This is a genomic window from Mucilaginibacter mali, from assembly GCF_013283875.1.
In the GTDB taxonomy this organism is placed as follows: domain Bacteria; phylum Bacteroidota; class Bacteroidia; order Sphingobacteriales; family Sphingobacteriaceae; genus Mucilaginibacter; species Mucilaginibacter mali.
The window spans coordinates 4057362-4079982 of sequence record NZ_CP054139.1 but is presented as its reverse complement, the minus strand read 5'-3'; the positions used below and the strand labels follow the sequence as shown (position 1 = coordinate 4079982).

Below are 22621 nucleotides of genomic sequence, written 5' to 3'. Positions count from 1 at the left end.
TGCCCTTTGAGTTTTTTCAAAGGGCATTTTTGTTTTAAAGATATCTTTCCTTGATGATACGCAGGTGGTGTAACTCGTGCCCGGCCATGATATAGGCCAGCGCCCTTACCGATATGGGGTAGTTGTTGGCATTGCCCATCAGTATACTTTGTTCATCGCTGATACCCTGCAACATTAAAACATTACTATGGCGCGCGGCTTTAAATTCTTCGGCCAGGTGGGCTAAGGTACGGTTTCCAAAACCTCCGTTATCAACATAACTATTCTCATCAAAGCCGGGCAGGTTATTTTTATCGCCGCGCGAAAAGCAAAGCAGGCGGAAAGCGAATACACGCTCAGCATCAATCAAATGGCCTAAAAGCTGCTTAATGGTCCATTTGCCCTCGGCATAGGCGTAATCGGCTTTATCGGCGGGTAAGTTGTTGAAAAAATTGAAAGTGCTGTCCTGCAGCTGGCTTAACAAGGCGGTAATATTATCCGTATCAACCAGGCTTACATAGGTTTGGTAAAAATGGGCGTATTCGCCCGCTTGCGGTTTAGCTATCATGGGTTAAACTTTTTAATATAATGCGGAAGATAGTGCCTTTGCCTAATTCAGAGTCGCGAACGAAGATCTGGCCATTATGATAATTCTCCACCATCCTTTTGGTAAGCGACAAACCCAGCCCCCAGCCACGCTTGCGTGTAGTATAGCCGGGTTGAAAAACAGTGGCGAATTTTGACCGGGGGATGCCTTTGCCCGTGTCTATCACATCAATAAATACCTGCTTATTGGTTTTATTGCCCGATATTTCAACCGTAATACTTCCGGTGCCTTCAATTGCGTTTACGGCATTTTTCAGCAGGTTTTCTATCACCCAATCAAACAGCGGGATGTTTAAACCAGCCATCAGTTCTTTATTGCCCTTTACTTCAAAGCTTATTTTGTTGCTTACGCGGATCCTGAAATATTCAACAAAATCCTTTACCACATCGTAAACCGAATAAGGTTCCAACTGGGGTTTCGACCCGATCTTTGAGAAGCGGTCGGCCACAATTTCCAGCCGGCGCACATCGTTTTCCATTTCCAGCACCAGTTGATCGTTATCGGCATTGAACTTATCCTTGATCAGCTCTATCCAGGCCATTAGCGATGATATGGGTGTGCCTAACTGGTGCGCCGTCTCTTTAGCCAAACCTACCCAAACCTGGTCCTGCTCCGACCGTCGCGACGAACTGAACGATGAATAGGCCATTAGCAAGAAGATCGCTATCACCGACAATTGAACGTAAGGGAAATACTTTAATTGGGTAAGCAGCGGCGAATCCTGGTAATAAACCAGCCAATAGCCCTTCGTGCCCAAAGGTAAAAGTATCTTTATAGGCTCGGGATGCTGATCTTTCATAATAGCCAGTTGGGCCTTAAAATAATTAAGATCGTATACAGCAACCGGGTCGCCCTTTTTTTTAGGGGGTTGAGGTATGGGGTTTAACGTTTTGTTGGGATCGAGCCCTTTGGTGAATATCATTTCACCCTTTTCATCAACTACAATAGACGGTACAATGGAGCTATCGCGCACAGCCATGGCATAGGCAATGTTGTCGTTATCATCTGATGCCATTTGCTGCTTCATGCTCATGGCCCAAACCTGCGCGCGGGTACGTTCGGCATTGGTAATGTTGCGCACCAGGTACTTGGTATAAAACAACGATCCGCAAACGATAACCACCGCGAAGGCGATCAAGGAGTATTTCCAGCGTTGTTTTTGTTGGGCGGGATTCAGCATAGCAGGCTCAAATATAATTTTTTAGTCCGGAAGTCCGAAAGTCGGGAAAGTCCGGAAGATAGTAAGTATTGTTGAACGATGGATGTATACATTTTAATTTGTCAGGCTTTTAGATAATACAACGAAATATCTTCCGGACTTTCCCGACTTTCGGACTTTCCGACTTTCTTTACATCTTTCCGACTTGCGGTCTTTCGGACTTCCCGACTGAAACCCCTATCTTTGCGCCCATCATGACAACTAACAAAGTGAGGGTGCGTTTTGCGCCAAGCCCAACCGGAGGTTTACACCTTGGCGGCGTACGTACTGTATTATTCAACTACCTTTTTGCCCGCAAGCATGGCGGCGATTTTGTTTTACGTATTGAGGATACCGACCAAAGCCGCTACGTAGCCGGCGCCGAACAATATATTTTAGATTGCCTTACCTGGTGCGGCCTTACGCCCGATGAAAGCCCGGTAGCCGGTGGCCATTACGCGCCATACCGCCAAAGCGAACGCAAGGCCATCTATCGCCAATATGCCGAAAAACTGGTGATGGAGGGGCATGCATACTACGCTTTTGACACACCCGAAGAACTGGATCAAAACCGCAAGGAGTTCCCCAACTTTCAATATGGGCATGCTTATCGCGATACCCTGCGTAACTCGCTGAACTTATCGCAGCACGAGGTTGACCAGCTATTGGATGCCGGTACACCACATGTGATCCGCATTAAAATGCCGGCTGACGAACACATCGGCTTTACCGATATGATACGTGGTTATGTAAACTTTGATACCAACCAGGTTGATGATAAGGTGCTGCTAAAGGCTGACGGTATGCCGACCTACCACCTGGCCGTAGTTGTCGACGATTTTTTAATGAAGATCACCCACGCCTTCCGCGGCGAAGAGTGGCTACCATCGGCGCCGGTGCACCTGCTGCTATGGAAATATCTGGGCTGGGAGGCCGATATGCCGCAATGGGCGCATTTGCCGCTGATATTAAAACCTGATGGCCATGGCAAGTTAAGCAAGCGCGATGGCGCACGCCTGGGCTTCCCGGTATTTGCCATGAACTGGTTTGATGCCAAGACCGGCGAACTAACCCCGGGCTTCCGTGAACTGGGCTTTTTGCCCGAAGCCTTTGTGAACCTGCTGGCTATGCTGGGCTGGAACGACGGCACCGAACAGGAGATCTTTACGCTGGATGAACTGGTAGAGAAATTCTCGATAGAACGGGTAAGCAAGGCGGGCGCTAAGTTTGATTTTGAAAAGGCCAAATGGTACAATGCCGAGTGGGTTAAAAAGCTTAATGCTGAAAGCTTAAAGCCTAAAGTAGCTGCTGTACTGGCCGATAAAGGCGTTGTTGTTAGCGATGACACCTATCTGCTGCAGGTTATCGACATGATAAAAGATCGCTGCACGCTGCTGCCCGATTTTTATCAGCAATCGGTATACTTTTTCCAGCAACCTGCCGAATATGACCTGACAGCTGTTAAACCCAAATGGACAGATGCCAAAACTGATTTCTTTAACGAGTTCGCTTCGAAAATAGAAGTATCATCAACCTATGAAGCTGTTGAACTGGAAACTATGTTTAAAGCTTTTATGGAAGAAAAGAGCTTTAAAATGGGCGATGTGATGCTGCCATTCCGCATTATGCTGGTTGGCGGCAAGTTTGGCCCGCATGTGTTTGATATCGCGGCGCTGTTAGGCAAGGAGGAAACCATCAGCCGTATAAATAAAGCGCTGGAAGCGTTTACGGCGTAAAACACTTACGTTATTTTCCACATGTGTTGTCGTTGCGAGGAGCGGTGAGGAGGAACTTGTGAAATGGGGCGACGTGGCAATCTCGTAGTTTAATATACATACTACGAGATTGCCACGCTATCGCCCGCAATGACAACTCTTTTATTAAAAGTCTTCTTTTAGAAGAATTACTCGATCATCAGCAAGGTATCATCCACAGATATTTCGCCGTGCGATTGATCCAGGATGCATTCGCCGTCTTTGATCAGCAGTAGCTGTGGCGATTCGTGATGCACGGCAAACTCGCCGGCAATTTGATTAGATATTTCGCGGTAGCGGATCAGGTCTAAAAAGTACAGTGGTATTTCGGTAGGTATCCTGTCCCAATCCATCTCAAAGCGGCGCTTGACCATCATACTGATAGAGCAACGCGTGCTATGCTTAAAAATAAGGCTATAGCCGTGGTTTTGCTTAATGCTGTTCAGTTGTTCGGCCGTATCTAATGCAGTCCAGTTCATATAAAATATTATGATACAAAAATACAGCCAATAGGCCGCATTAGTTTCAGCGAAAGGTAAAAATGGATTTTAAAGGAGCGGTTAACGCCTGGTATTGCCGTATGCCGGGCAAAGCTTTTGCGAGCACGAAGATACTGCCGCGCCTAAGGCCAGGGCTATAAAAGCGATGTATATAAACTTTCTCATGTTGTAATAACGCCAAATTTAAATTAATCGTTTAACAATCGGGCCATGTCTGCCATTTTTATGGCGGTGATGGCCGCTTCGTCGCCCTTGTTGCCATGCTTACCGCCCGCGCGATCGATGGCTTGCTGTTGATTGTCGGTAGTTAATACCCCAAATATAACAGGTTTGCTGTATTTTACCGCAACATTTGTTACGCCATTTGCAACCGCGTTGCAAATAAAATCAAAGTGGCGTGTTTCGCCCTGTATTACGCAACCCAGGCAAATCACGGCGTCCAGTTTGGTGTTTTTCAATATCAGGTCGGCGCCTGATGTCAGTTCGAAGCTGCCTGCAACTGCGTAAGTGAAAATATCAGTTTCTAAAGCGCCGTGTTTTAACAGGCTTTGATAAGCGCCCTGGTAAAGCGCGTTGGTGATCTCGGCGTTCCACTCGGCCACTACAATGCCAAAACGGAAGCCCGCTGCCGATGGCACGGTAGTGTTTGAAAAATCAGACAGGTTTTTTAACTGGGTAGCCATATTTTGATTTGGGATATCGGATGTTCGATCTCGGATTTAGCGAAAACGGATTTTTATTAAAAGCGAATGTCGGAATAACGAATCGGAAAGTAAATCCCAAATCGAAATTCCGACACCCGAAATATCATTTATAATTATTGTTTAGCTTCAGCTCGTGCAATATAACCGTCGATGCTTTGCGACTCGGCGCTCTCCGGATAATCAGATTTGATCTTCTTGTAAGTATCCGCTGCCGATTTAGCGTCGTTTTTAGCTTCGTAAACCAGGCCTAATTTTTTCAGGTAAAAAGGGGTAAGGAATTTATTGTTGGCCTTATCAGCTGCCTTCTGGAAGAATGACGAAGCTTTGTCCAGGTCCTTTAACTCCACATAAGCATCGCCGGTGCTGCCCAAAGCTTCAGCCGAAACCATTGCGTCATCACCATGATAGTTAGCATAGCTGTCGATAGCTTTTTGGTATTCGCCTTTGTTTAAGTAAGCGGTACCCAGGTAAAAATAAGCCAGGTTTGCTGCTTTAGTGTTGCTGTAGTCAGAAACGATCTTTTCAAAGCCAGGGTAGCTGCCATCGCCTTTTATCGCTTTGTCCCAATCCTTTTTCGCCCAGAAATCCTGCGCTACGTGCATTTGGTCGGCGGCTTTAACCTCGCGCGGGCCGATATACATTTTTTGGTAAGCAAAGTAAATAGCCACTATAGCCAATATGGCCGCGCCTATAAATAATAAGCTTTTTTGGTTCTCCAGTACAAAGTTGCCTGTGCCCGCATTTTCCTTCGCATTCGCCGGCGCAGCGGTGTTGGCTTGTGTTTTCGACATTTCTATTTTAAAATTAAGTTTGCAAAAATACGTTTTTCAAAATTTTTAACAATAGCTTTTAATTTAATTTGTTACACTTAATTTTTGCGCCCGTTTAACAAGCAAAATAAAAGGGTATTGTTACCTTTGATGTGCCCTTATTACTCACCCCGACATCGTTTCACTCGTCGGCCCTCTCTCCGCTGCGCGTAAAGAGGGCGGGAATAGTATCCGATAACCTTATTCCCTCTTTCCGCGAAGCGAAGAGAGGGTGGTCAAGCGTAGCGTCGACCGGGTGAGTTAAGGCCCCATGTTATTATGTATCTGCATCAATTATCCGTCATCAATTTTAAAAATTACACCGAGGCCGAACTTACGTTTAGCGAGGGTGTGAACGTTTTTGCCGGTAATAACGGGGCCGGCAAAACCAATATGCTGGATGCCGTGCACTACCTGTCGCTTTGTAAAAGTTACTTTAATCCTGTCGATAGTCAGCAGATAAAGCAGGGCACAGAGTTTTTTATGCTGAGCGGCGTTTTTAATAAAGATGGCCGGCAGGATACAGTGGCCTGCGCCGTAAAGCGTAATCAAAAGAAGCAGTTTAAATGTAATAAAAAAGAATACCAGCGCCTGGCCGACCATATTGGTAAGTATCCACTGGTGATGATATCGCCTTACGATGTCAGTATTATTATTGAGGGCAGCGAGGAGCGGCGCAAGTTTATAGATAACGTAATATCGCAAACGGATAACCGCTACCTGGACGAACTGATCATCTATAATAAAGTATTGGCCAACCGCAACGCCCTGCTGAAGCGAATTGCCGAAACCGGCCGGTACGACCCAACCCTGCTGGAAATACTGGACGAGCAACTCATCACATCGGGCAACCGCATTTTCGAGAAGCGTAAAGCCTTTATGGAGGTTTTTACGCCGATATTTAATACACACTATCAGTTTTTAAGCGATGGGGCCGAGACGGTGGAACTGGTTTACGAATCGCAATTGCTGACGGCCGGTTTTGCCGATCTGTTGAAGCGCAGCATCGAACGGGATCGTTCTTTAGAGCGCACGACAGCAGGTATCCATAAGGATGATCTGCAATTTACCATCCACGGTATGCCGATGAAGAAATTTGGATCGCAAGGGCAGCAGAAATCTTTTCTGATCGCCTTAAAACTGGCACAAAATAGCTTCCTGTATAAGCAAACCGGTTTTAAGCCCTTGCTGCTGCTGGATGATATTTTTGATAAGCTGGACGAGCACCGCATTACCAAGCTGATGCAGATGGTATCCGACCATGATTTTGGCCAGGTATTTATTACCGATACCGATGCCCGGCGCGCTACGGCAGTGTTTGAAAAAATAAACGTTGATTTTAAACTTTTTAAAGTAAGCGGAGGACAGATCGATGCGTAAAGCTAACGACAAAACCCTGAAGGAAGCCATTGAACAAATGCTGCAGGTTTACAAGATCAAGCGCAAGTACGAAGAGACCGGCATCACCACGGCCTGGCCCGAACTGGTGGGCAAATCGGTAGCAAACCGTACGCGCGAACTATACATCAACGATAAAAAATTGTTTGTGCGGATAGAATCGTCCGTAATTAAAAACGAATTGATGCTGATGCGGGCGCAGATCATCGAAAAGATAAACGACCGGGCAAACGCGAGAATAGTAGAGGAGATTATTTTCCTTTAAAAGTGCCGCCGCTGCGTACCAGGTGTACGCTGGCATGCCTGCGGAAGATATCATCGCGCACCAGCGAGTACATGATAATGAACAATCCGGGCATCAGGAACGCGAACTGTACTTCAGGGTGGTTCCTGAATACATTTATACAGCCAATTGCCATACCAACAATCACTGCCGAATAAATGATATATCTAAGTACTACTAACATGGTCTTATCCTTTCAAATCTAAATATAAAATTGTAAACAGGCAGCTGTAGCTTTTATTCGCAACGTAAAAGTAGATGAAAATGTTTCGGGAAACAAATGTTTTAAACTAAAAATGTCCGGATACCGTAACAATTACAGTATCCGGACATTTGAGGGGGAGAACCAGCCGAGGGTTAAGAGGTGCTAATTGGTGATTTTAACCACAAAGGGCACAAAGACTTTTCACAAAGAACACAGAGGGATTAACAATCAGATGTTTTATTTGATTCAAAGAAAAAGGTCGCAAAGTTAATTTACTACAAATTAGCTTTGTGACCTTTCGTTTTTTTTCAGAGCCTTAAATCTTTAGAAGGTCTCTGTGTCCTCTGTGTTTCTTTCTTTGTGGCCTTTGTGGTTAAATCACCCGCAAAAGCTTCAATTAAAACCTTTCGAAAGCCGAGAAGAAGAAATTGCCTTCGATCTCCGCGTTCTCGTCAGAATCTGAACCGTGAACAGCGTTCGCGTCGATAGATTTAGCGAATAACTGGCGGATGGTGCCTGGCTCGGCCTGTGCAGGGTTAGTAGCGCCTATCAGGGTACGGAAATCGGCAACAGCGTTGTCTTTTTCTAAGATGGCGGCAACAATAGGGCCCGATGACATAAATGTAACCAATGCATCGTAAAAAGGGCGTCCTTTGTGCACTTCGTAAAATTTGCCGGCCATTTCTGGGGTTAAGGCAGTGTATTTAAAGGCAACGGGTTTAAAACCGTTTTTAATGATCATATCCAGGATGGCGCCAATGTGTCCGTTAGCCACAGCATCGGGCTTGATCATGGTAAAAGTTCTGTTAGTGTTCATGCGTTTAATTTGCGGCAAAAATAGCTTTTTTAACTTAAAATGTAAAAGGGTTTATACAAATACTATAGCATGTATTTAATTAATTTAATTATGTTTGCAACTCTTTTTTTAAAATGTTTGATATAGCGTCGCTCAGGGAATTATTAGCGCAGCCCCAAAAAATTGTGATCACTACCCATCATAAGCCTGATGGGGATGCCTTGGGTTCGTCATTAGGCCTATATCAGTATTTGATACAGCTTGGCCATCATACAACCGTTATTTCGCCAACCGATTATCCCGATTTTTTAAGCTGGATGCCGGGCAATGGCGAAGTAATGATCTATACCGAAAACCAGGATGCCGCCGCGCAGCTGATAGCTAATGCCGCCATCATCTTCTGCCTTGATTTTAATGCGCTGGGCCGCATCAATCAAATGGGCGAACTGGTGGGGGCAAGCCCGGCCAAAAAGGTAATGATAGACCATCACCTGGAGCCGGAAGATTTTGACGATTATCGCTACTGGGATATTAACGCTTGTGCAACCGCCCAACTGGTTTATCACTTTATTGTTGAAGAACTGGGTGGCAAAAAATATATCAACGCCGATGTAGCCACCTGTTTGTATACCGGTATCATGACCGATTCGGGTTCGTTCCGCTTTCCGGGTACCACATCGGCAGTACACCGCACCGTGGCCGACCTGATAGATGCCGGCGCTGTGAACTGGCGCATACACGAGTTGGTGTATAGCAACTCATCCGAAGAACGCCTGCGTTTTTTGGGCCATTGCCTAAGTGAAAAGCTGGCGGTGCTGCACGAGTACAACACCGCCTTAATAACCGTAAGCCGCGAGGAAATAGAAAAATATAATGTGCAAACCGGCGATACCGAGGGCATTGTAAACTACGCGCTATCAATAACCGGCATCCGTTTGGCGGCATTTATTGTTGAGCGAAATGATAAAGTAAAACTATCTTTGCGATCGAAGGGGGATTTCCCGGCAAACGAAATTTGTAAAAAATATTTTAACGGTGGCGGCCACCGCAACGCGGCAGGCGGCGCATCCGATGATACCTTAGAACAAGTAACCAATCAATTTAAAGCTATATTACCAGAGTACAAAACACTATTAATTCAATAAGTAAGACAAAACAAACAATGAAAAAAAACTTAATTTATTTAGCTGTTGTAGCCGTTGCCCTGAGCAGCTGTGGTGGCGGATTTAAACAAGGCCCCGGCGGCTTGCTTTACAACATCCACGAAGATAAATCGGGCGCTACCATTAAAGAAGGCGATTTTGTAGCCATTAATATGATAGCTAAAACCGAAGGCGACTCGGTACTGAGCAATACTTATACCCAGGGCCGCCCTATACTGGCACCTATCCCTAAGCCTCAGTTTAAAGGCGATGTGGTTGCCGGTATTATGATGCTGAGCGAAGGCGATAGCGCTACCGTTAAGGTAAATGTCGATTCGATGGCCAAAGCAGGTACGCCAAAGCAACCTGGCTTTAAAGGTAAATACGTTGTATTTCAGCTGAAAGTTGAAAAGGTAATTGCCAAAGGTAACCTGGCCGAAAACGTATTCCAGGATCGTATTAAAGCATTTTATACAGATTATGTTGCCAAGATAAAAAACGCTGAACCCGCCAAGATCAAAAAATACATCGACGATAAAAAGCTGAAAGTAACCAAAACAGCTTCGGACCTGAACTACGTGATCAACACACAAGGTAATGGCGCTGTGCCTGTTGCCGGCGATACGGTAATGGTTTACTACGCAGGTAAAATGCTGAACGATGAGATCTTTGAAACCAATATTAAAGATGAGGCCGTGAAAAGCAAAAAGTTTAACCCAATGAACCCTTACAAACCAATTCCGGTGGTAGTGGGCCAGCAAAAAGTAATAGCTGGTTGGGACGAAGCTTTATTGATGATGCACGTAGGTACCAAAGCTACGCTGATCATCCCATCTAAACTGGCTTATGGCGAGCAGGGTATGCCACCTGTTGTTGGCCCTTACACGCCATTAGTGTTTGATATTGAGGTAGCCGCGGTTAAAAAGCCAAACCCCAATGCTGCAGTGCCGGCCCCGCCAGCGCCACAGCCGCCAGTGCAAGCTAAAAAATAATAAAATGTATATTTACAGCCTCCCGCTACCATGCGGGGGGCTTTTTAATTTGATATGAAGAAGTTCCTTTTTTTAGCGCTGCTAACAGTACCGTTTTTAGTGAAAGCGCAGGATGGTTTTATGCGTACCCCCAAAGGCGTACAGTATAAAATTGTAAACCCAAACACGGGTAACCGCATTAAGCTTGATGATGTGATTACCTTTCAGGCTACACAAAAAACCGATAAGGATTCGGTATTGTTTAGTTCGTACACTTTAGGGCACCCGATAAAGATCCAGGTGAAGCCATCGGAAAATATTGGCGATATGATGGACATTTTCCCGCTGATGACCGCTAAGGATAGCGCCTATGTGAAAGTGCCTACCGATTCTATTTTTGTTGGACATGAAGAGGCCCGCCCGCCATTCTTCCCTAAGGGCAGCTACCTCATCTTCACCCTGAAGATAGAAAAGGTGCAAAGCCTTACCGAAGCCATTGCCGAGCGCAACGCCGATATGGAAAAAATGCGTGGCGCCGAAGTTGCCAATGCCGATAAATATATTACCGCTCACAGCTTAACGCTGAACAGCACCCCATCGGGCTTAAAGTATGTCATCACCCAGCCAACCATTGGCCGTAAGGTGGTTGCTAACGATACGCTGCTGGTTAACTATGCCGGCCGCACCACCGAGGATAAGGTATTTGATACCAGCGTTGAAGCCATTGCAAAGGCAGCCGGCTTAAACCAGCCGGGCCGCACTTACGAGCCTATTAAATTTGTGGTAGGGCAAAGCCAGGTAATTAAAGGCTGGGACGAAGGCCTGCAACTGATGACCGAAGGATCGAAGGCGACGTTTGTTATCCCATCTACCCTGGGCTATGGCGAGCAGGGAGCCGGTAACGATATCAAACCATTCAGCACACTGGTGTTTGATGTAGAGGTGGTAAAGGTGATCCATCCCAAACCTGTAGCTACCAAACTGGGCGCAAAAGGCCCCGTTAAAAAACCGGGTACTGCTCCGGCTAAAAAGCCGGCAACCACTACGCCGCCGGCTAAAAAGCCCGCCGCTACGGTAAAGAAATAATATTTTAAAAGCCTGCTGCTAACCACAGCAGGCTTTTTTGTGCTTGTGGTTTCAGTGATGAATGTGCAGTTCGTCCTTACCAAAGTCCCGTTGGTGTAATTTAGTTGGCGAAGTGATACGGTTTATATAAGTTGGTTTCAACTATTATAATTAAACCTTATCACATCAAATGAAGAAACATTTTTTCAATCCCCCTAAATGGCGGCTGTTGGCCTTGCTGTTAATTTCAGGTATTAGTTTTATTATTTACAGTTGCCATAAAGAGATCAAGTTTACCGCGCAGGAAGCTAACGCGGCAAAGGCGGCCGAAAATTTTTCAATAAAAGAAGCGAGTACTTGGTTTAACGGTAACAAAACCACGTTGGCCAATAAAATAAAGCTTACCGCCGATATTTCCTTTTTAAAAGACCTGTCGGATTTTACCCCCGTTTGGGACAGCGCCCGCACCGCACTTGATACCAACTATTACGTGGTGGAGGCGCCGGCCCGTTACGTTAAAAAATGGGGCTTTAATGCCGATAGCAATACGACCAATATCAACGGCCTCACCCGGTTGCTGGTATTAAAAAGCAAGAAATATGGCAGCACCAGCGCCGTATTAATGCATATACATGGTAAGCCGGGTGTAAACGCGGCTAATGTACACTATATGGATGTGCCCCAAACCTTTAGCGGCAATATTTTTTATACCGGTTTACAAGGTGGGTTTATAAATGGGTATGTTTATAAAAACGGGAAGATCATCCTGGCCAGTTCGGGCAAAAGCAATACCGTTAAACCATCAGGGCCGCAGATATTAACCGCCGCTGCGCCGGGCGAATGTGAGACCATAGAAATAGGCTGGTATATGCAGGTATGCTACTATACATCATCTGACGTACTTACGGGTTGCGATGACTGGATCTATCTTTACAGTACCTTTGAAACTTATTGTGTGCCAGGCCAGCCGGGCGGTGGTGGCGGCGTAGCACCACCAACTGATTGCGATAATGGCGGTGGTGGCGGTGTATATGAGCCACCTGTAGAGGCTGAATCTATCAATGGTAAACTGGTGGTGAGGGGAGTGCCGCCACCGGATAGTACAAGTAATGGTGGTACGCCGTGTGAGCCGGTTCAGGATATTAAAAATAAAGTTAATGATCCTTGCTTGCATAAGATGGTAGATTCGGCGATAAACAGAAATATCGAGTATGATGCGTCAGAATCAATGAAAGGAATATTTGATTCAAATTCCGATTTTAATCTTACTTTTTTGGATAATACGCTAAGTTCTACAATTGATGGAACTTCACAGGTCCAACACGCAGGAGCCTCTATACAACAAGGGACTGGGAAGAGAATTATAACAAGTATGGATATTAATATCACATTAAATTCTCAAACATTACCTAATGCCTCACAAGAATATATTACAGCAACGATCTTACATGAGGTACTTCACTCGTATTTTATACAAGCTGGTTATATAGGTGATGACCATGACACAATGTTTAATAAATATATTCCTTGGTTTGAATCAGCACTGCATGCTATTTATCCCCAATTGGATAATAATGATTTACAAGCTCTAGCTTACGGAGGGCTGCTGGATTCCCAAGCGTTTAAAAACTCGACTGAGGGTGCTAATGGTAATCTTTATTTTACTATAAATAATTTGTATAAATACGGAAATAAAGGAAAAAAATGCGGCTCGCAATAGTATATCATTTTCTATATTCAAAAAATAAAACTTAGTTACATATGAGATTTTGCTTTTTAATACTAATAGTTGGCATTATGGCAATGCCACAAAAGAGTTATGCGCAACTAACTAAGTATTACGCGTTCATTCATTACGTATCGCGTAGTTTAAATCCGCCCCAATCGGTTAAGGAAAATTGCGAATGGCAGTACGCCATTGTAAAGGTTAAGCCGGATAGACAAGGCCGAATCATCAACTGTAGCATTCTTAATAAAGTGTCCGATGATCTGAAGAACAGTTTTGGATTTTTAAAAGGATATCAATTCCCGGCAAGTATGCATATTAATGGCAGGCCGGTTGTGTTTTGTGTGTCTATCATGAACGAAAAAAGTGCCTGTGCTACGCAAAGGTTATACACGCCATCACAATCATTGGGGATCGTATTTGCTGATTTAAGAGTTCAGCAAATGCATCAGCCGCAAACGCTGTTTTTATTTGATATGGTTGATGTTGTTTACTCCTCGGATGCTGTTAGATAGAATGCCCAACCTGGCATGAGTATGCAGCGCCGGACTAAACTTTGGGGTACTGATGCCTCACATTACTGGCGATGAACCATTAACATTGGAGCAACATCGGCTTTCCACTGAGGGATTTAACAAAAGATATGGTAGTAAGATTATTGATTCAAAGATTGTGAAGATCAATAGTATTAGGTTTTTTATATTTCAATATCAAGAGGGTGACGAAATTAACTTAACCTTTACTCCCGATTTTCGAAACAAATCCACTACATACTGCTCGATAAAATATAAAAAGCCAGACGAAGAAAAGGCAGAGAAAATATTCAATACGCTGTTAAATAACTTTAGATATAAAAATTAACTATGTAAAATAAAATCCCGCAAGCCTGCTGCTAACCACAGCAGGCTTTTTACTTTTGCAGCATGGTATTAACCGATACGCATACCCACCAGTACTACGAGGCCGATGCCGAAAAACGCGCCGCCCTGATGCAACGCTGCTTTGATAACGATGTAACCCGCCTGTTTTTGCCCAATGTTGACGTGGCATCCATGCCGGCCGTATTTAACCTGGCTGCCGAATATCCGCAAAACTGCTTCCCCATGCTGGGCCTGCACCCCTGCGACGTTAAGGACGACTGGCAACAGCAACTGGATACCATCCACGCCGCCATCCCGCAGCAAAAAATATACGCCATCGGCGAGATAGGCATCGACCTGTACTGGGATAAAACCACGCTGGATAAACAGGTGGAGGCTTTTAAGATCCAGATCAATTGGGCCAAGGCTAACCAATTGCCTATCGTGATCCACTGTCGCGATGCCTTTGATGAAGTATATAAAGTATTGCAGGAAGAGCAGGACGATGACCTGCGCGGCATCTTCCACTGCTTCAGCGGCACGGTAGAGCAGGCTAAGCTGATAACTGATATGGGCTTTTACCTGGGCATCGGCGGGGTGGTTACCTACAAAAATGGTGGCCTGGATAAGGTGGTAGCACAAATCAACCTGCAGCATATCGTTTTAGAAACGGATTCTCCGTATCTTACGCCCGTTCCTTATCGCGGTAAGCGCAACGAAAGTTCGTACCTGGTGTATGTGGCCCAAAAGGTGGCCGAACTGCGTGGCACCGATATCGAATCTGTAGCAGCCATCACCACCGCAAATTCTAAATTGATATTTGGCATATAAGGCGGCAATTTTACAGGGTAATTATTATATTTAAAGCTTAACTCAATATATTTTAAATGTGCCAGATACTCATCATCTATACCGGAGGGACAATCGGTATGATGAACGACCCCAAAACTAATGTGCTGCGGCCCATTAATTTTGAACAAATTATGGAGAATGTACCCGAATTGGAACGGCTGAACTGTCGTATCAATGTACACTCCTTTTCCGAGATTATCGATTCATCAAACATGAACCCGGTGATCTGGAGCGAATTGGCCGGCCTCATCGAAAAGAACTACGATAAGGTGGATGGTTTTGTGATTTTGCATGGTTCGGATACCATGTCGTTCACCGCATCGGCGCTAAGCTTCATGTTAGAGAATCTGGCCAAGCCCATCATCTTTACAGGTTCGCAATTGCCGATCGGCTCCATCCGTACCGATGCTAAGGAAAACCTGATGACGGCTATAGAAATAGCCAAAGCCAAAAAGAACGACCGTGCCCGTGTACCCGAAGTTTGTATCTATTTTGATTATAAGCTCTTCCGCGCCAATCGTTCGTTCAAGTATAACTCGGTTAAATTCGAGGCATTCCGCTCGCCCAATTATCCTATCCTGGCCGAATCGGGCGTGCACATGCGTTACAGTATTAACGATATCCGTCAACCGTCGGAAGATGGCGGCCTGATCGTGCATAAGGAACTGATGAGCGATGTTGCCGTATTGAAGCTGTACCCGGGCATTAGCCCCAAGGTGGTGGAAACTATTGTAAACGCTGATGTGCGCGGTATAGTGATGGAAACCTTCGGGGCCGGCAATACCACAACCGACCAATGGTTTGTAGATATGCTGAAGGGCGCTATCGACAAGGGTAAGATCATCCTGGATATATCGCAATGTAAGGTGGGTACGGTTGAACTGGGCCGTTACGAAACCAGTAAGCAGCTAAAGGATATCGGCGTAGCCAACGGTTACGATATGACCTTTGAGGCTGCCGTTACCAAAATGATGTACCTGCTGGGTCAAAGCAACGACTCTAAACAGGTAAAGGAATGGCTGGAGACCGATCTGCGCGGCGAGCTGACCGTATCGTAGCATACTTTTCATTATAAAAAATTATATTAGGCCTTAGTAATTACCAATACTAAGGCCTGATCTGTTTTTAATGTACCCTTTAACCCGCAAATATAATTGCGGGTAACACGGTATTTTACGCCATTGGCCATGTAGGTAGTTTTATAAAAGGTTAAGCCTAACTAAACCCTATGATAAAATACCTGATTCTTTTTTCCATCGCTATACTCTTTATCAATAGTTTGCACCTGTACGGGCAGGATAAAGCCCGGATAGCGGCGCTTGAAACCTCGTTACAAAATGCTAAAACAGACAATGCCCGGTTGCAGATACTGGGCGACCTGTGCTGGAACTATAGTTTTATCTCGTTTGATAAATCGCTGGCTTATGGGCAGCAGGAACTAAAACTGGCCCAAACCATGCGTAACGATACCGCGGTGGCACTGGCATATAGCGATATTGGAATTGTATACACCCGCAGTAACGAATTGAACGAGGCACTGAGCTGGCATCAAAAATCGTACGCGCTGCGCACAAAACTGGGTTTAAAGGATAAGGCGGCGGCGTCCATATCAAACATAGCTGTAATTTATAAGCAACAGGGCAATTATGATAAGGCACTGGAAAGTATGATGGACGCGCTGAAAATCTATACCGACATTAACGACCTCCCTAAAAAAGCGCTGGTATTAAATAATATCGGCCTGCTGTATATGAAGTATAACAAACAGGAAGAGGGCAAAAAGTACCTGCTGGAAGCCTTAGCTATTGCCAAACAACTGAAACTAACAGCGCTTGAATCTACCTGTTATTACAGCCTGGGTACTTATGAATATAACCGAAAAAACTATCCCGCGGCATTGAAGCTATGTTTGCAATCGCTGGATATCAAGATCAAACTGAATGCCCAGGCCGATATCGGAATTCAGCAAAACACCATTGGCGAGATCTATGAAAAGCAGAAGAAATACCCCGCGGCGCTGGCCTGGTTCCAAAAATCGCTGAAGATCAGAGAAGAGTTGAAAGATCAGCTGGGCGTTGCATCGGTATATAAAAATATCGCTACGGTTTACACCGGCCAGGGCAAATATGACGATGCCGAACGCTACCTGCTGAAAAGTATTTCGGTGTTTAGTAAGCTGAACGCGAAAGATTATTTGCAGGATGCCTATTTGTTACTGGCCAGCAATAACGAGGAACGTAAAAACGACCACTCGGCACTGGTAGATTATAAACGATCGATAGATATAAAAGACAGTATTATTAACCGCGAAAGCCTGAACAAGATCAACGAGTTGGAGATCAAGTATCAAACCGCGCAAAAGGAACAGCGTATCCTATTGCTAAGCAAACAGAACCAGATACAGCAACTTGAAATTAATAATCAAAAATTGAAAGTAGAGCGGCGCAATACGATGATGGCTGTTGGTATAGTGGTGTTGTTAATGGTGCTGGCCTTTGGCTGGCTGTTTTACAATAGCTACAAACTGAAGCAGGAAGCCCGGTTGCAGGTCGAGATCATCCGTCAGCAGGATATCGCCACACAGGGTATTATAGCCGCCGAGGAACGCGAACGTAAGCGTATAGCCGCCGATCTGCATGATGGCGTAGGGCAATTGTTCAGCGCGGTACGCCTGAATTTAAGCAGCCTGATGGACAGGATCCCGTTTGCTAAACCCGAAGATAAAGACCTGGCCGAAAGAACAGTTATGATGGTTGATGAAAGCTGCCGCGAGGTGCGCACCATTGCCCACCAGATGATGCCCAATATTTTATTAAAAACCGGGCTGGCATCGGCAGTTAAGGATTTTATTAGTAAAATAGATGCAGAAAAGCTGAAGGTAACGCTGGAAACATCGGGCCTGAACGAACGGCTGGATAGCAATACCGAAATTGTGCTGTACCGCGTGATACAGGAATGCGTAAATAATGCGATAAAACACGCGGCCGCCAACCGGCTGGATATACAACTGGACCGGAATGAGACAGAAATATCGGTAACGGTAGAGGATAACGGGAAGGGCTTTGATACCAGCGATAAGGAAAAGTTTGAGGGCATTGGCCTCAAAAATATCCTTACCCGCCTGGCCTACCTTAAAGGCTCGGCCGATTTTTCTTCGGCGCCCGGCAAAGGCACTTTGGTGGCTATTTATGTACCTTTAACCTGATACGATGAATGGGGCTAAAAATATTTTTATTGTTGACGACCACCAAATGGTGATCGATGGCCTGAAGTTGCTGATAGGTAACGACGATGGTTTTCATATTGTAGGCGAAAGCAAGGACCCGCTGAAGGTTACCGATATGCTGGCCGGCCTTAATGTGGATATTTTGCTTACCGATGTGAGCATGCCAGGTATGAGCGGTGTGGAACTGACCCGTAATATCTGCAAGCTTTATCCGGATATTAAGATATTGGCCCTGTCCATGTTTGGCGATGCCAACGTGGTAACCGAGATGATAGACGCGGGAATATCGGGCTATATCCTTAAAAACACCGGCCGCCAGGAATTGATGGACGCCCTGAATAAAATAGCCGCCGGGCAAAATTACTACGCCCCGGATGTTACCCACCACCTGGTAAAATCGCTTAAGGAAAATAAGGAGGGCAACCACCTTACCGACCGCGAGGTAGAGATCATCCGCATGATAGAGAAGGAATACAGCAACAAGCAAATTGCCGATATGTTGTTCATCAGCGAACGTACCATTGAAACCCACCGGAAGAATATCTTCCGCAAAACTAATACACAAACAGTGGTGGGTTTGTTGAAGTACGCTTACGAGCGGAAGATCATCTAAAAAAATCCGTCATGCCGAACTTGTTTCGGCACCCCATCAAACAGGTACAATACGCAAGATGACTTTGCAAGTGGGATGCCGAAACAAGTTCGGCACGACAATAGAGTTGCAGGATTACTCCCTCACCGCCACAATTTCCCTACCACCCTGAAACAAGGTAAGCTTAGTAACCACCCCTTTCTCATCCTTTGTAAACCTTATCTTCGCTGCCACAACCGTATAAAACACCTCCAGTTCCGATTCGGCATAAACCTCTACCTTGGGCTGGCCGGTTAGCTGCACGTATATCTGTCCGTTCTCGCTGCTTACTATCACTTTTACCTGCGGGGCATCCTTAAAGGCGTAATTACCTTCGATGGCTTTGATCTGCGCCGGGCTCAATACCGCGCTTTTTGTGAATGGCATAGCCGATGGTATGGTAAACGGCTTTTTGAACAGGACATTTTCTATCGCAAACGTTAATTCGTACAGGTTAATCACATTGTAGATATTGGTGAGCAGGATAATGGTTTTATTTTTATCCGGATAGCGGCAGATCATGGTCATGTACCCCGGGTATCCACCCGAGTGCATATAACGCCTTGTTCCGTTTTGCTCCGATAATACCAGCCAGCCGAACCCGTAAATCATACCGCCAAGTTTGGCTTCCTTGCCATCGTTCAGTTTGGCAGGGATGTAGGCCAGTTCCTGTTCGGCTTTGCTTACCAGCTTTTCGGTGTAAAGCGCCTGGTCCCATTTCAGCATATCGCCGGTGTTGCTGCTGATACCATACGGACCGGCCACGCCATCTAAATAATACTCGTAACGGTTGGCGTTGAAAGAATCGTTTAGCATAAAGCGACCTTTTGCCGGATCGTACATATAACCGTAAGCATAATCGGCTATTTTTTGTTTGGCCGATCGTTGGCCGTACACTTTGGTATGCGTCATACCCAGCGGTTTAAAAATGTTCTTATCCAGGTAATCGCCAAAAGGTATACCTGAAACCCGCTCTACAATCTGGGCCAGCAGCAGATAGTTGGTATTGGAGTACATTAGCTGATCATTAGGTTTAAACAGCACTTTCTGCTTATTCTTAGCTAGCGATGCCACCACATCATTATTATAGTTAACGCGGTTAACGTCGATCATTTTGTCATCCCAGCCCAAAAAATCCGGGATGCCCGAGGTATGGTGCAGCAGGTTATTGATGGTGATGCCATGATAAGGCAATTCAGGAAAATACTTGTTCAGGCTGTCGTTATAACTCAGCTTGCCTTGCTGATGCAACTGCATAATAGCCATAGCTGTAAATTGCTTCGATACCGATGCCAGTTCGAACATCGTTTCGTTAGTCAACGGCTGTTTGGTATCGAAATTGGCATAGCCGAATGCTTTTTGATAGATTGGCTTGCCCTGATCAGCAATCAATACGCAGCCGTTCAGGTATCCTTTTTTAGCCAGCGTGCCGAATAATGAATCGAGGTTCTTTTCAGTTTGGGCTGATGCATTGCCGATACTTGCGTAAAGCAGGACAGCGCCAATCAACAGGCGTATGTAAAACAGGGGTTTATGACGTGACATAAGGTGGTTATTGTTCAGTTAAATATAACGATAGGAGTGCGGAAACCTGCCATTGTTACATCACCACAACATCTTTCGCCCGCTCGGCGGGCAATACTTTTAGCACTTCTACTTTGCCGTTCTTCAGTACACCCTCAACCGTGGTATTATAAGGCGCGTGCAGTTTAAAATGCACATCCCAATCCTTAGGCCAGGCAGGGAAGAGGTAGATCTTGCGGTCATCTACCTGCATCAGCATTTCCTGCAGACCGATCATGCCGCTGCCGCCCCAGTTATGGTCGGGTGTCCAATCGAACCCCGGCCCCCAGAACGCCGGGAAACGGCGACCGGAATCTTTCAGTTTAAAGGTGGTTAATTCGGCAGCTTCCTTGGTTAAGCCCAAACGGGCCGCGAAGATGTTATCCTGTTTCCAGCCTATCCCGCTGCGGAATTTAATGGCCAGCGTATCATATTTCCAGGTGTTTAGAGCCACATCTAAACCGGGTTTGTGCAGGCCGTGAATCCCCCAGGGGAATATCGAATAGAACTGGGTGCTCTCCACATTATTTACCCGTTGCCAACTTTGCGCGGGCGATAACATTTGGTGCCCGTTCATTTCACGGTATGTTATTGGCGGGATGCGTTTGGCAAAAGCTTCCAGTTTGGCGCGGTCATCTTTACTTAAATAATTCTCCGGTAATTCCAGCAGGGTTTTAGTAACTGTTTGCAGTGCTGCTATGGTAGAGTTGGAATTGTATGCCATTTTATAGGTCTCGGCGCCGCTGCCGGGGTATAGCACTAAATGCCCGTTACCATCCAGCGCTTTGTTGCCTAATGTGCGGGCAATGTATTGGTAATGCTCATCGAAAAACGACAGGCAGCTTTTGATAAAAGGCAAGTACTGGTTTACATCCTTACCCTCATAACGGTGGGTTTCCAGCATCATCTGGCAAAATTCCAAAACAGTGTCCCAGGTATATTCCAGCCAGGCATTGTATTCTAAACCTTTATCGAAGCCCGCCGGGCGTTTGGTGCCATACTCAGCAAAATTGGGCAGACCGAAATTTTCCAGCTGCTCGGTAAAAGCGGCGCCACCATGGTTCCAGTACACTTTGCTGCGCAACTCGGCATTGTGCAGGGCGCGAAGGTAGAAGTCAAATTGGGGCTTCATCATATCAATGTCGCCGCTTTTTAGCATAGGCCAGTATACCAGCCGCTGGTTTTGGGCGGTCATTAAACCGCCGCCCCAGTTACGGAAATCGGGCGTGTAGGCGTAGTCCCTGTTCACAAAAACCGGATCGTAAGTGAACAGGCCGCCGTTAAACTTGGTAGGGGATTGCCCAAAAGCATTACAGCCCAGCATATAGCGAAATAACTGATAATTCTTCCCGCTTTGCCATTGCAGCGAGTTATCGGTTTTACCTTCGTCTATATAAACAAAGCTCCTGTCCCAGTATTGCTGCCACCAGGCAGCTGTTTTTTGCCAGGCGGTTTTCTGGTTGGCCGCTTCTTCTTTCACCACATTATTCAACCCATTTTGCCATTCGGCTATGGATGGTGTTTGCAGCATATTCAGGCAGATGGTAATATCCTGTTGTTTTGTTGCCGATATGCTTTGCAGTTTCCAGCCTTCAAAATTGGTGTCCTGGTATTTGCCGGTGTAGGTGCCGGCGGCTTGCAGGTTGCTGCCATACATTACCCCACCGAAAGTGAGATTTTTGATGGGGTTAAACATTTCGGCTTTCACCGCGTCCATCCCTTCTTGCTTTATCGTAGCGTCGAATACGGTAGAATCTGCATTATGATGATAGAACAGGATGGCCCTTTCCTTAAAGCCTATTACATCTTTTAATGTCTTTACATTTTTAGGCGCGGCAAATTTCCACGATCCCTGGTTATTCTCTTTACCGGCAACCGGGCGGTCATCGTATCGCCAGCTTTCAAAGCTGGCATCGGTTTTTAAAGGCCGGTTGCTTTGTATTTCCAAATGTATCACCGGGCTAAAAACATTAACCCAAACTTTTATTTGCGTTGATAGATTGCCATTTTTACCGCTAATATTTATTGAGCCGTTTTGCAGGTTAAGCTGCTGCTTAAAGTCGCCGCCATCAAAAGGGTTGGGGGATAACTTTACACGCACCCTGCCCTGTTTCAGCATAGCGTTGTTCTCGTCGAAGGTACCGCTGCGGGCGATGTAAAAAAGCAGTTCGCCATTTTCAACCCAAACATTCAGGCCGATATCGCCGCCTCCGCAGGGCATCGATTCGCTTGAGTTTTGGCTTTGGCTTGTCCATACTTGATTATATTGCTCAATGCCCGCCGGTTTTTGGGCATAGCAATTTGCCAGTAAAAAAATCAGGGCTATTATAATTACCGGCTTTTTCATAGCAA

At 45.6% G+C, this 22621-nt stretch carries 22 protein-coding genes; 13 read left to right on the top strand and 9 right to left on the bottom strand.

The annotated features are described in order from the left end of the window. Nucleotides 1-34: 34 nt before the first annotated feature. Nucleotides 35-547, bottom strand: coding sequence for a DinB family protein (locus HQ865_RS17045; RefSeq protein ID WP_173416057.1), 513 nt, complete (start codon nt 545-547; stop codon nt 35-37). After that, nucleotides 537-1763, bottom strand: a complete 1227-nt coding sequence (locus HQ865_RS17040; protein WP_173417834.1) for a sensor histidine kinase — start codon at nt 1761-1763, stop codon at nt 537-539. The genes HQ865_RS17045 and HQ865_RS17040 overlap by 11 nt, the downstream gene beginning before the upstream one ends. A gap of 236 nt (nt 1764-1999) precedes the next feature. Between HQ865_RS17040 and gltX the strand changes: the two genes are divergently transcribed. Continuing rightward, the gene (gene gltX / locus HQ865_RS17035) at nt 2000-3520 is read left to right on the top strand and encodes a glutamate--tRNA ligase (RefSeq protein WP_173416056.1); all 1521 of its coding nucleotides are present in this window, start codon (nt 2000-2002) and stop codon (nt 3518-3520) included. Between the two features lie 167 nt (nt 3521-3687). On the opposite strand, the gene ytxJ is transcribed toward gltX, so the two are convergent. The 3 genes from ytxJ to HQ865_RS17020 form a co-directional block, all read right to left on the bottom strand. Continuing rightward, nucleotides 3688-4017 carry a bacillithiol system redox-active protein YtxJ gene (gene ytxJ, locus HQ865_RS17030; protein ID WP_173416055.1) on the bottom strand — a complete coding sequence of 110 codons (330 nt, stop codon included), beginning with the start codon at nt 4015-4017 and terminating at the stop codon, nt 3688-3690. 209 nt (nt 4018-4226) lie between these two features. Then, nucleotides 4227-4721: a 6,7-dimethyl-8-ribityllumazine synthase gene (gene ribH / locus HQ865_RS17025; RefSeq protein WP_173416054.1), complete on the bottom strand. Its 495-nt coding sequence runs from the start codon at nt 4719-4721 to the stop codon at nt 4227-4229. Between the two features lie 134 nt (nt 4722-4855). Next, nucleotides 4856-5533, bottom strand: coding sequence for a tetratricopeptide repeat protein (locus tag HQ865_RS17020; RefSeq protein WP_173416053.1), 678 nt, complete (start codon nt 5531-5533; stop codon nt 4856-4858). 297 nt (nt 5534-5830) lie between these two features. Between HQ865_RS17020 and recF the strand changes: the two genes are divergently transcribed. Both recF and HQ865_RS17010 read left to right on the top strand, forming a co-directional pair. Continuing rightward, nucleotides 5831-6931: a DNA replication/repair protein RecF gene (gene recF, locus HQ865_RS17015; RefSeq protein ID WP_173416052.1), complete on the top strand. Its 1101-nt coding sequence runs from the start codon at nt 5831-5833 to the stop codon at nt 6929-6931. After that, nucleotides 6924-7214 carry a DUF721 domain-containing protein gene (locus HQ865_RS17010; RefSeq protein WP_173416051.1) on the top strand — a complete coding sequence of 97 codons (291 nt, stop codon included), beginning with the start codon at nt 6924-6926 and terminating at the stop codon, nt 7212-7214. The genes recF and HQ865_RS17010 overlap by 8 nt, the downstream gene beginning before the upstream one ends. Here HQ865_RS17010 and HQ865_RS17005 read toward each other — a convergent pair. Together HQ865_RS17005 and HQ865_RS17000 are read right to left on the bottom strand one after the other, a co-directional pair. Next, entirely contained in the window at nt 7201-7416 is a 216-nt protein-coding gene (locus HQ865_RS17005; protein ID WP_173416050.1) for a hypothetical protein, read from the bottom strand. The two genes, HQ865_RS17010 and HQ865_RS17005, sit on opposite strands and share 14 nt — an antisense overlap. A 418-nt stretch (nt 7417-7834) precedes the next feature. Next, complete coding sequence (locus tag HQ865_RS17000; protein ID WP_173416049.1) at nt 7835-8254, bottom strand: nucleoside-diphosphate kinase; 420 nt, start codon at nt 8252-8254, stop codon at nt 7835-7837. 113 nt (nt 8255-8367) lie between these two features. On the opposite strand from HQ865_RS17000, the gene HQ865_RS16995 reads away from it, so the two are divergent. The 10 genes from HQ865_RS16995 (at nt 8368) to HQ865_RS16950 (ending at nt 18688) form a co-directional block, all read left to right on the top strand. Continuing rightward, nucleotides 8368-9378, top strand: a complete 1011-nt coding sequence (locus HQ865_RS16995) for a DHH family phosphoesterase (RefSeq protein ID WP_173416048.1) — start codon at nt 8368-8370, stop codon at nt 9376-9378. 17 nt (nt 9379-9395) lie between these two features. After that, nucleotides 9396-10367: an FKBP-type peptidyl-prolyl cis-trans isomerase gene (locus tag HQ865_RS16990; protein WP_173416047.1), complete on the top strand. Its 972-nt coding sequence runs from the start codon at nt 9396-9398 to the stop codon at nt 10365-10367. Nucleotides 10368-10421: 54 nt separating this feature from the next. After that, nucleotides 10422-11432, top strand: coding sequence for an FKBP-type peptidyl-prolyl cis-trans isomerase (locus HQ865_RS16985; RefSeq protein ID WP_173416046.1), 1011 nt, complete (start codon nt 10422-10424; stop codon nt 11430-11432). Between the two features lie 361 nt (nt 11433-11793). After that, complete coding sequence (locus HQ865_RS16980; RefSeq protein ID WP_173416045.1) at nt 11794-13131, top strand: hypothetical protein; 1338 nt, start codon at nt 11794-11796, stop codon at nt 13129-13131. Between the two features lie 77 nt (nt 13132-13208). Next, a complete protein-coding gene (locus HQ865_RS16975) occupies nt 13209-13652 on the top strand; it encodes a hypothetical protein (protein ID WP_173416044.1) in 444 nt (147 codons plus the stop codon). A gap of 52 nt (nt 13653-13704) precedes the next feature. Then, the gene (locus tag HQ865_RS16970) at nt 13705-13998 is read left to right on the top strand and encodes a hypothetical protein (protein ID WP_173416043.1); all 294 of its coding nucleotides are present in this window, start codon (nt 13705-13707) and stop codon (nt 13996-13998) included. Nucleotides 13999-14060: 62 nt separating this feature from the next. Continuing rightward, entirely contained in the window at nt 14061-14828 is a 768-nt protein-coding gene (locus HQ865_RS16965) for a TatD family hydrolase (RefSeq protein WP_173416042.1), read from the top strand. A gap of 56 nt (nt 14829-14884) precedes the next feature. Further along, the gene (locus HQ865_RS16960; protein ID WP_173416041.1) at nt 14885-15907 is read left to right on the top strand and encodes an asparaginase; all 1023 of its coding nucleotides are present in this window, start codon (nt 14885-14887) and stop codon (nt 15905-15907) included. Nucleotides 15908-16077: 170 nt separating this feature from the next. Then, a complete protein-coding gene (locus tag HQ865_RS16955) occupies nt 16078-18054 on the top strand; it encodes a tetratricopeptide repeat-containing sensor histidine kinase (protein ID WP_173416040.1) in 1977 nt (658 codons plus the stop codon). Nucleotides 18055-18058: 4 nt separating this feature from the next. Then, nucleotides 18059-18688, top strand: a complete 630-nt coding sequence (locus HQ865_RS16950) for a response regulator (protein ID WP_173416039.1) — start codon at nt 18059-18061, stop codon at nt 18686-18688. A gap of 114 nt (nt 18689-18802) precedes the next feature. Here the strand turns inward: HQ865_RS16950 and HQ865_RS16945 are convergent, their stop codons facing one another. Further along, the gene (locus HQ865_RS16945) at nt 18803-20251 is read right to left on the bottom strand and encodes a serine hydrolase (protein ID WP_173416038.1); all 1449 of its coding nucleotides are present in this window, start codon (nt 20249-20251) and stop codon (nt 18803-18805) included. A 55-nt stretch (nt 20252-20306) separates the two neighbouring features. Next, nucleotides 20307-22616: a DUF5703 domain-containing protein gene (locus HQ865_RS16940; RefSeq protein WP_173416037.1), complete on the bottom strand. Its 2310-nt coding sequence runs from the start codon at nt 22614-22616 to the stop codon at nt 20307-20309. Nucleotides 22617-22621 lie beyond the last annotated feature (5 nt).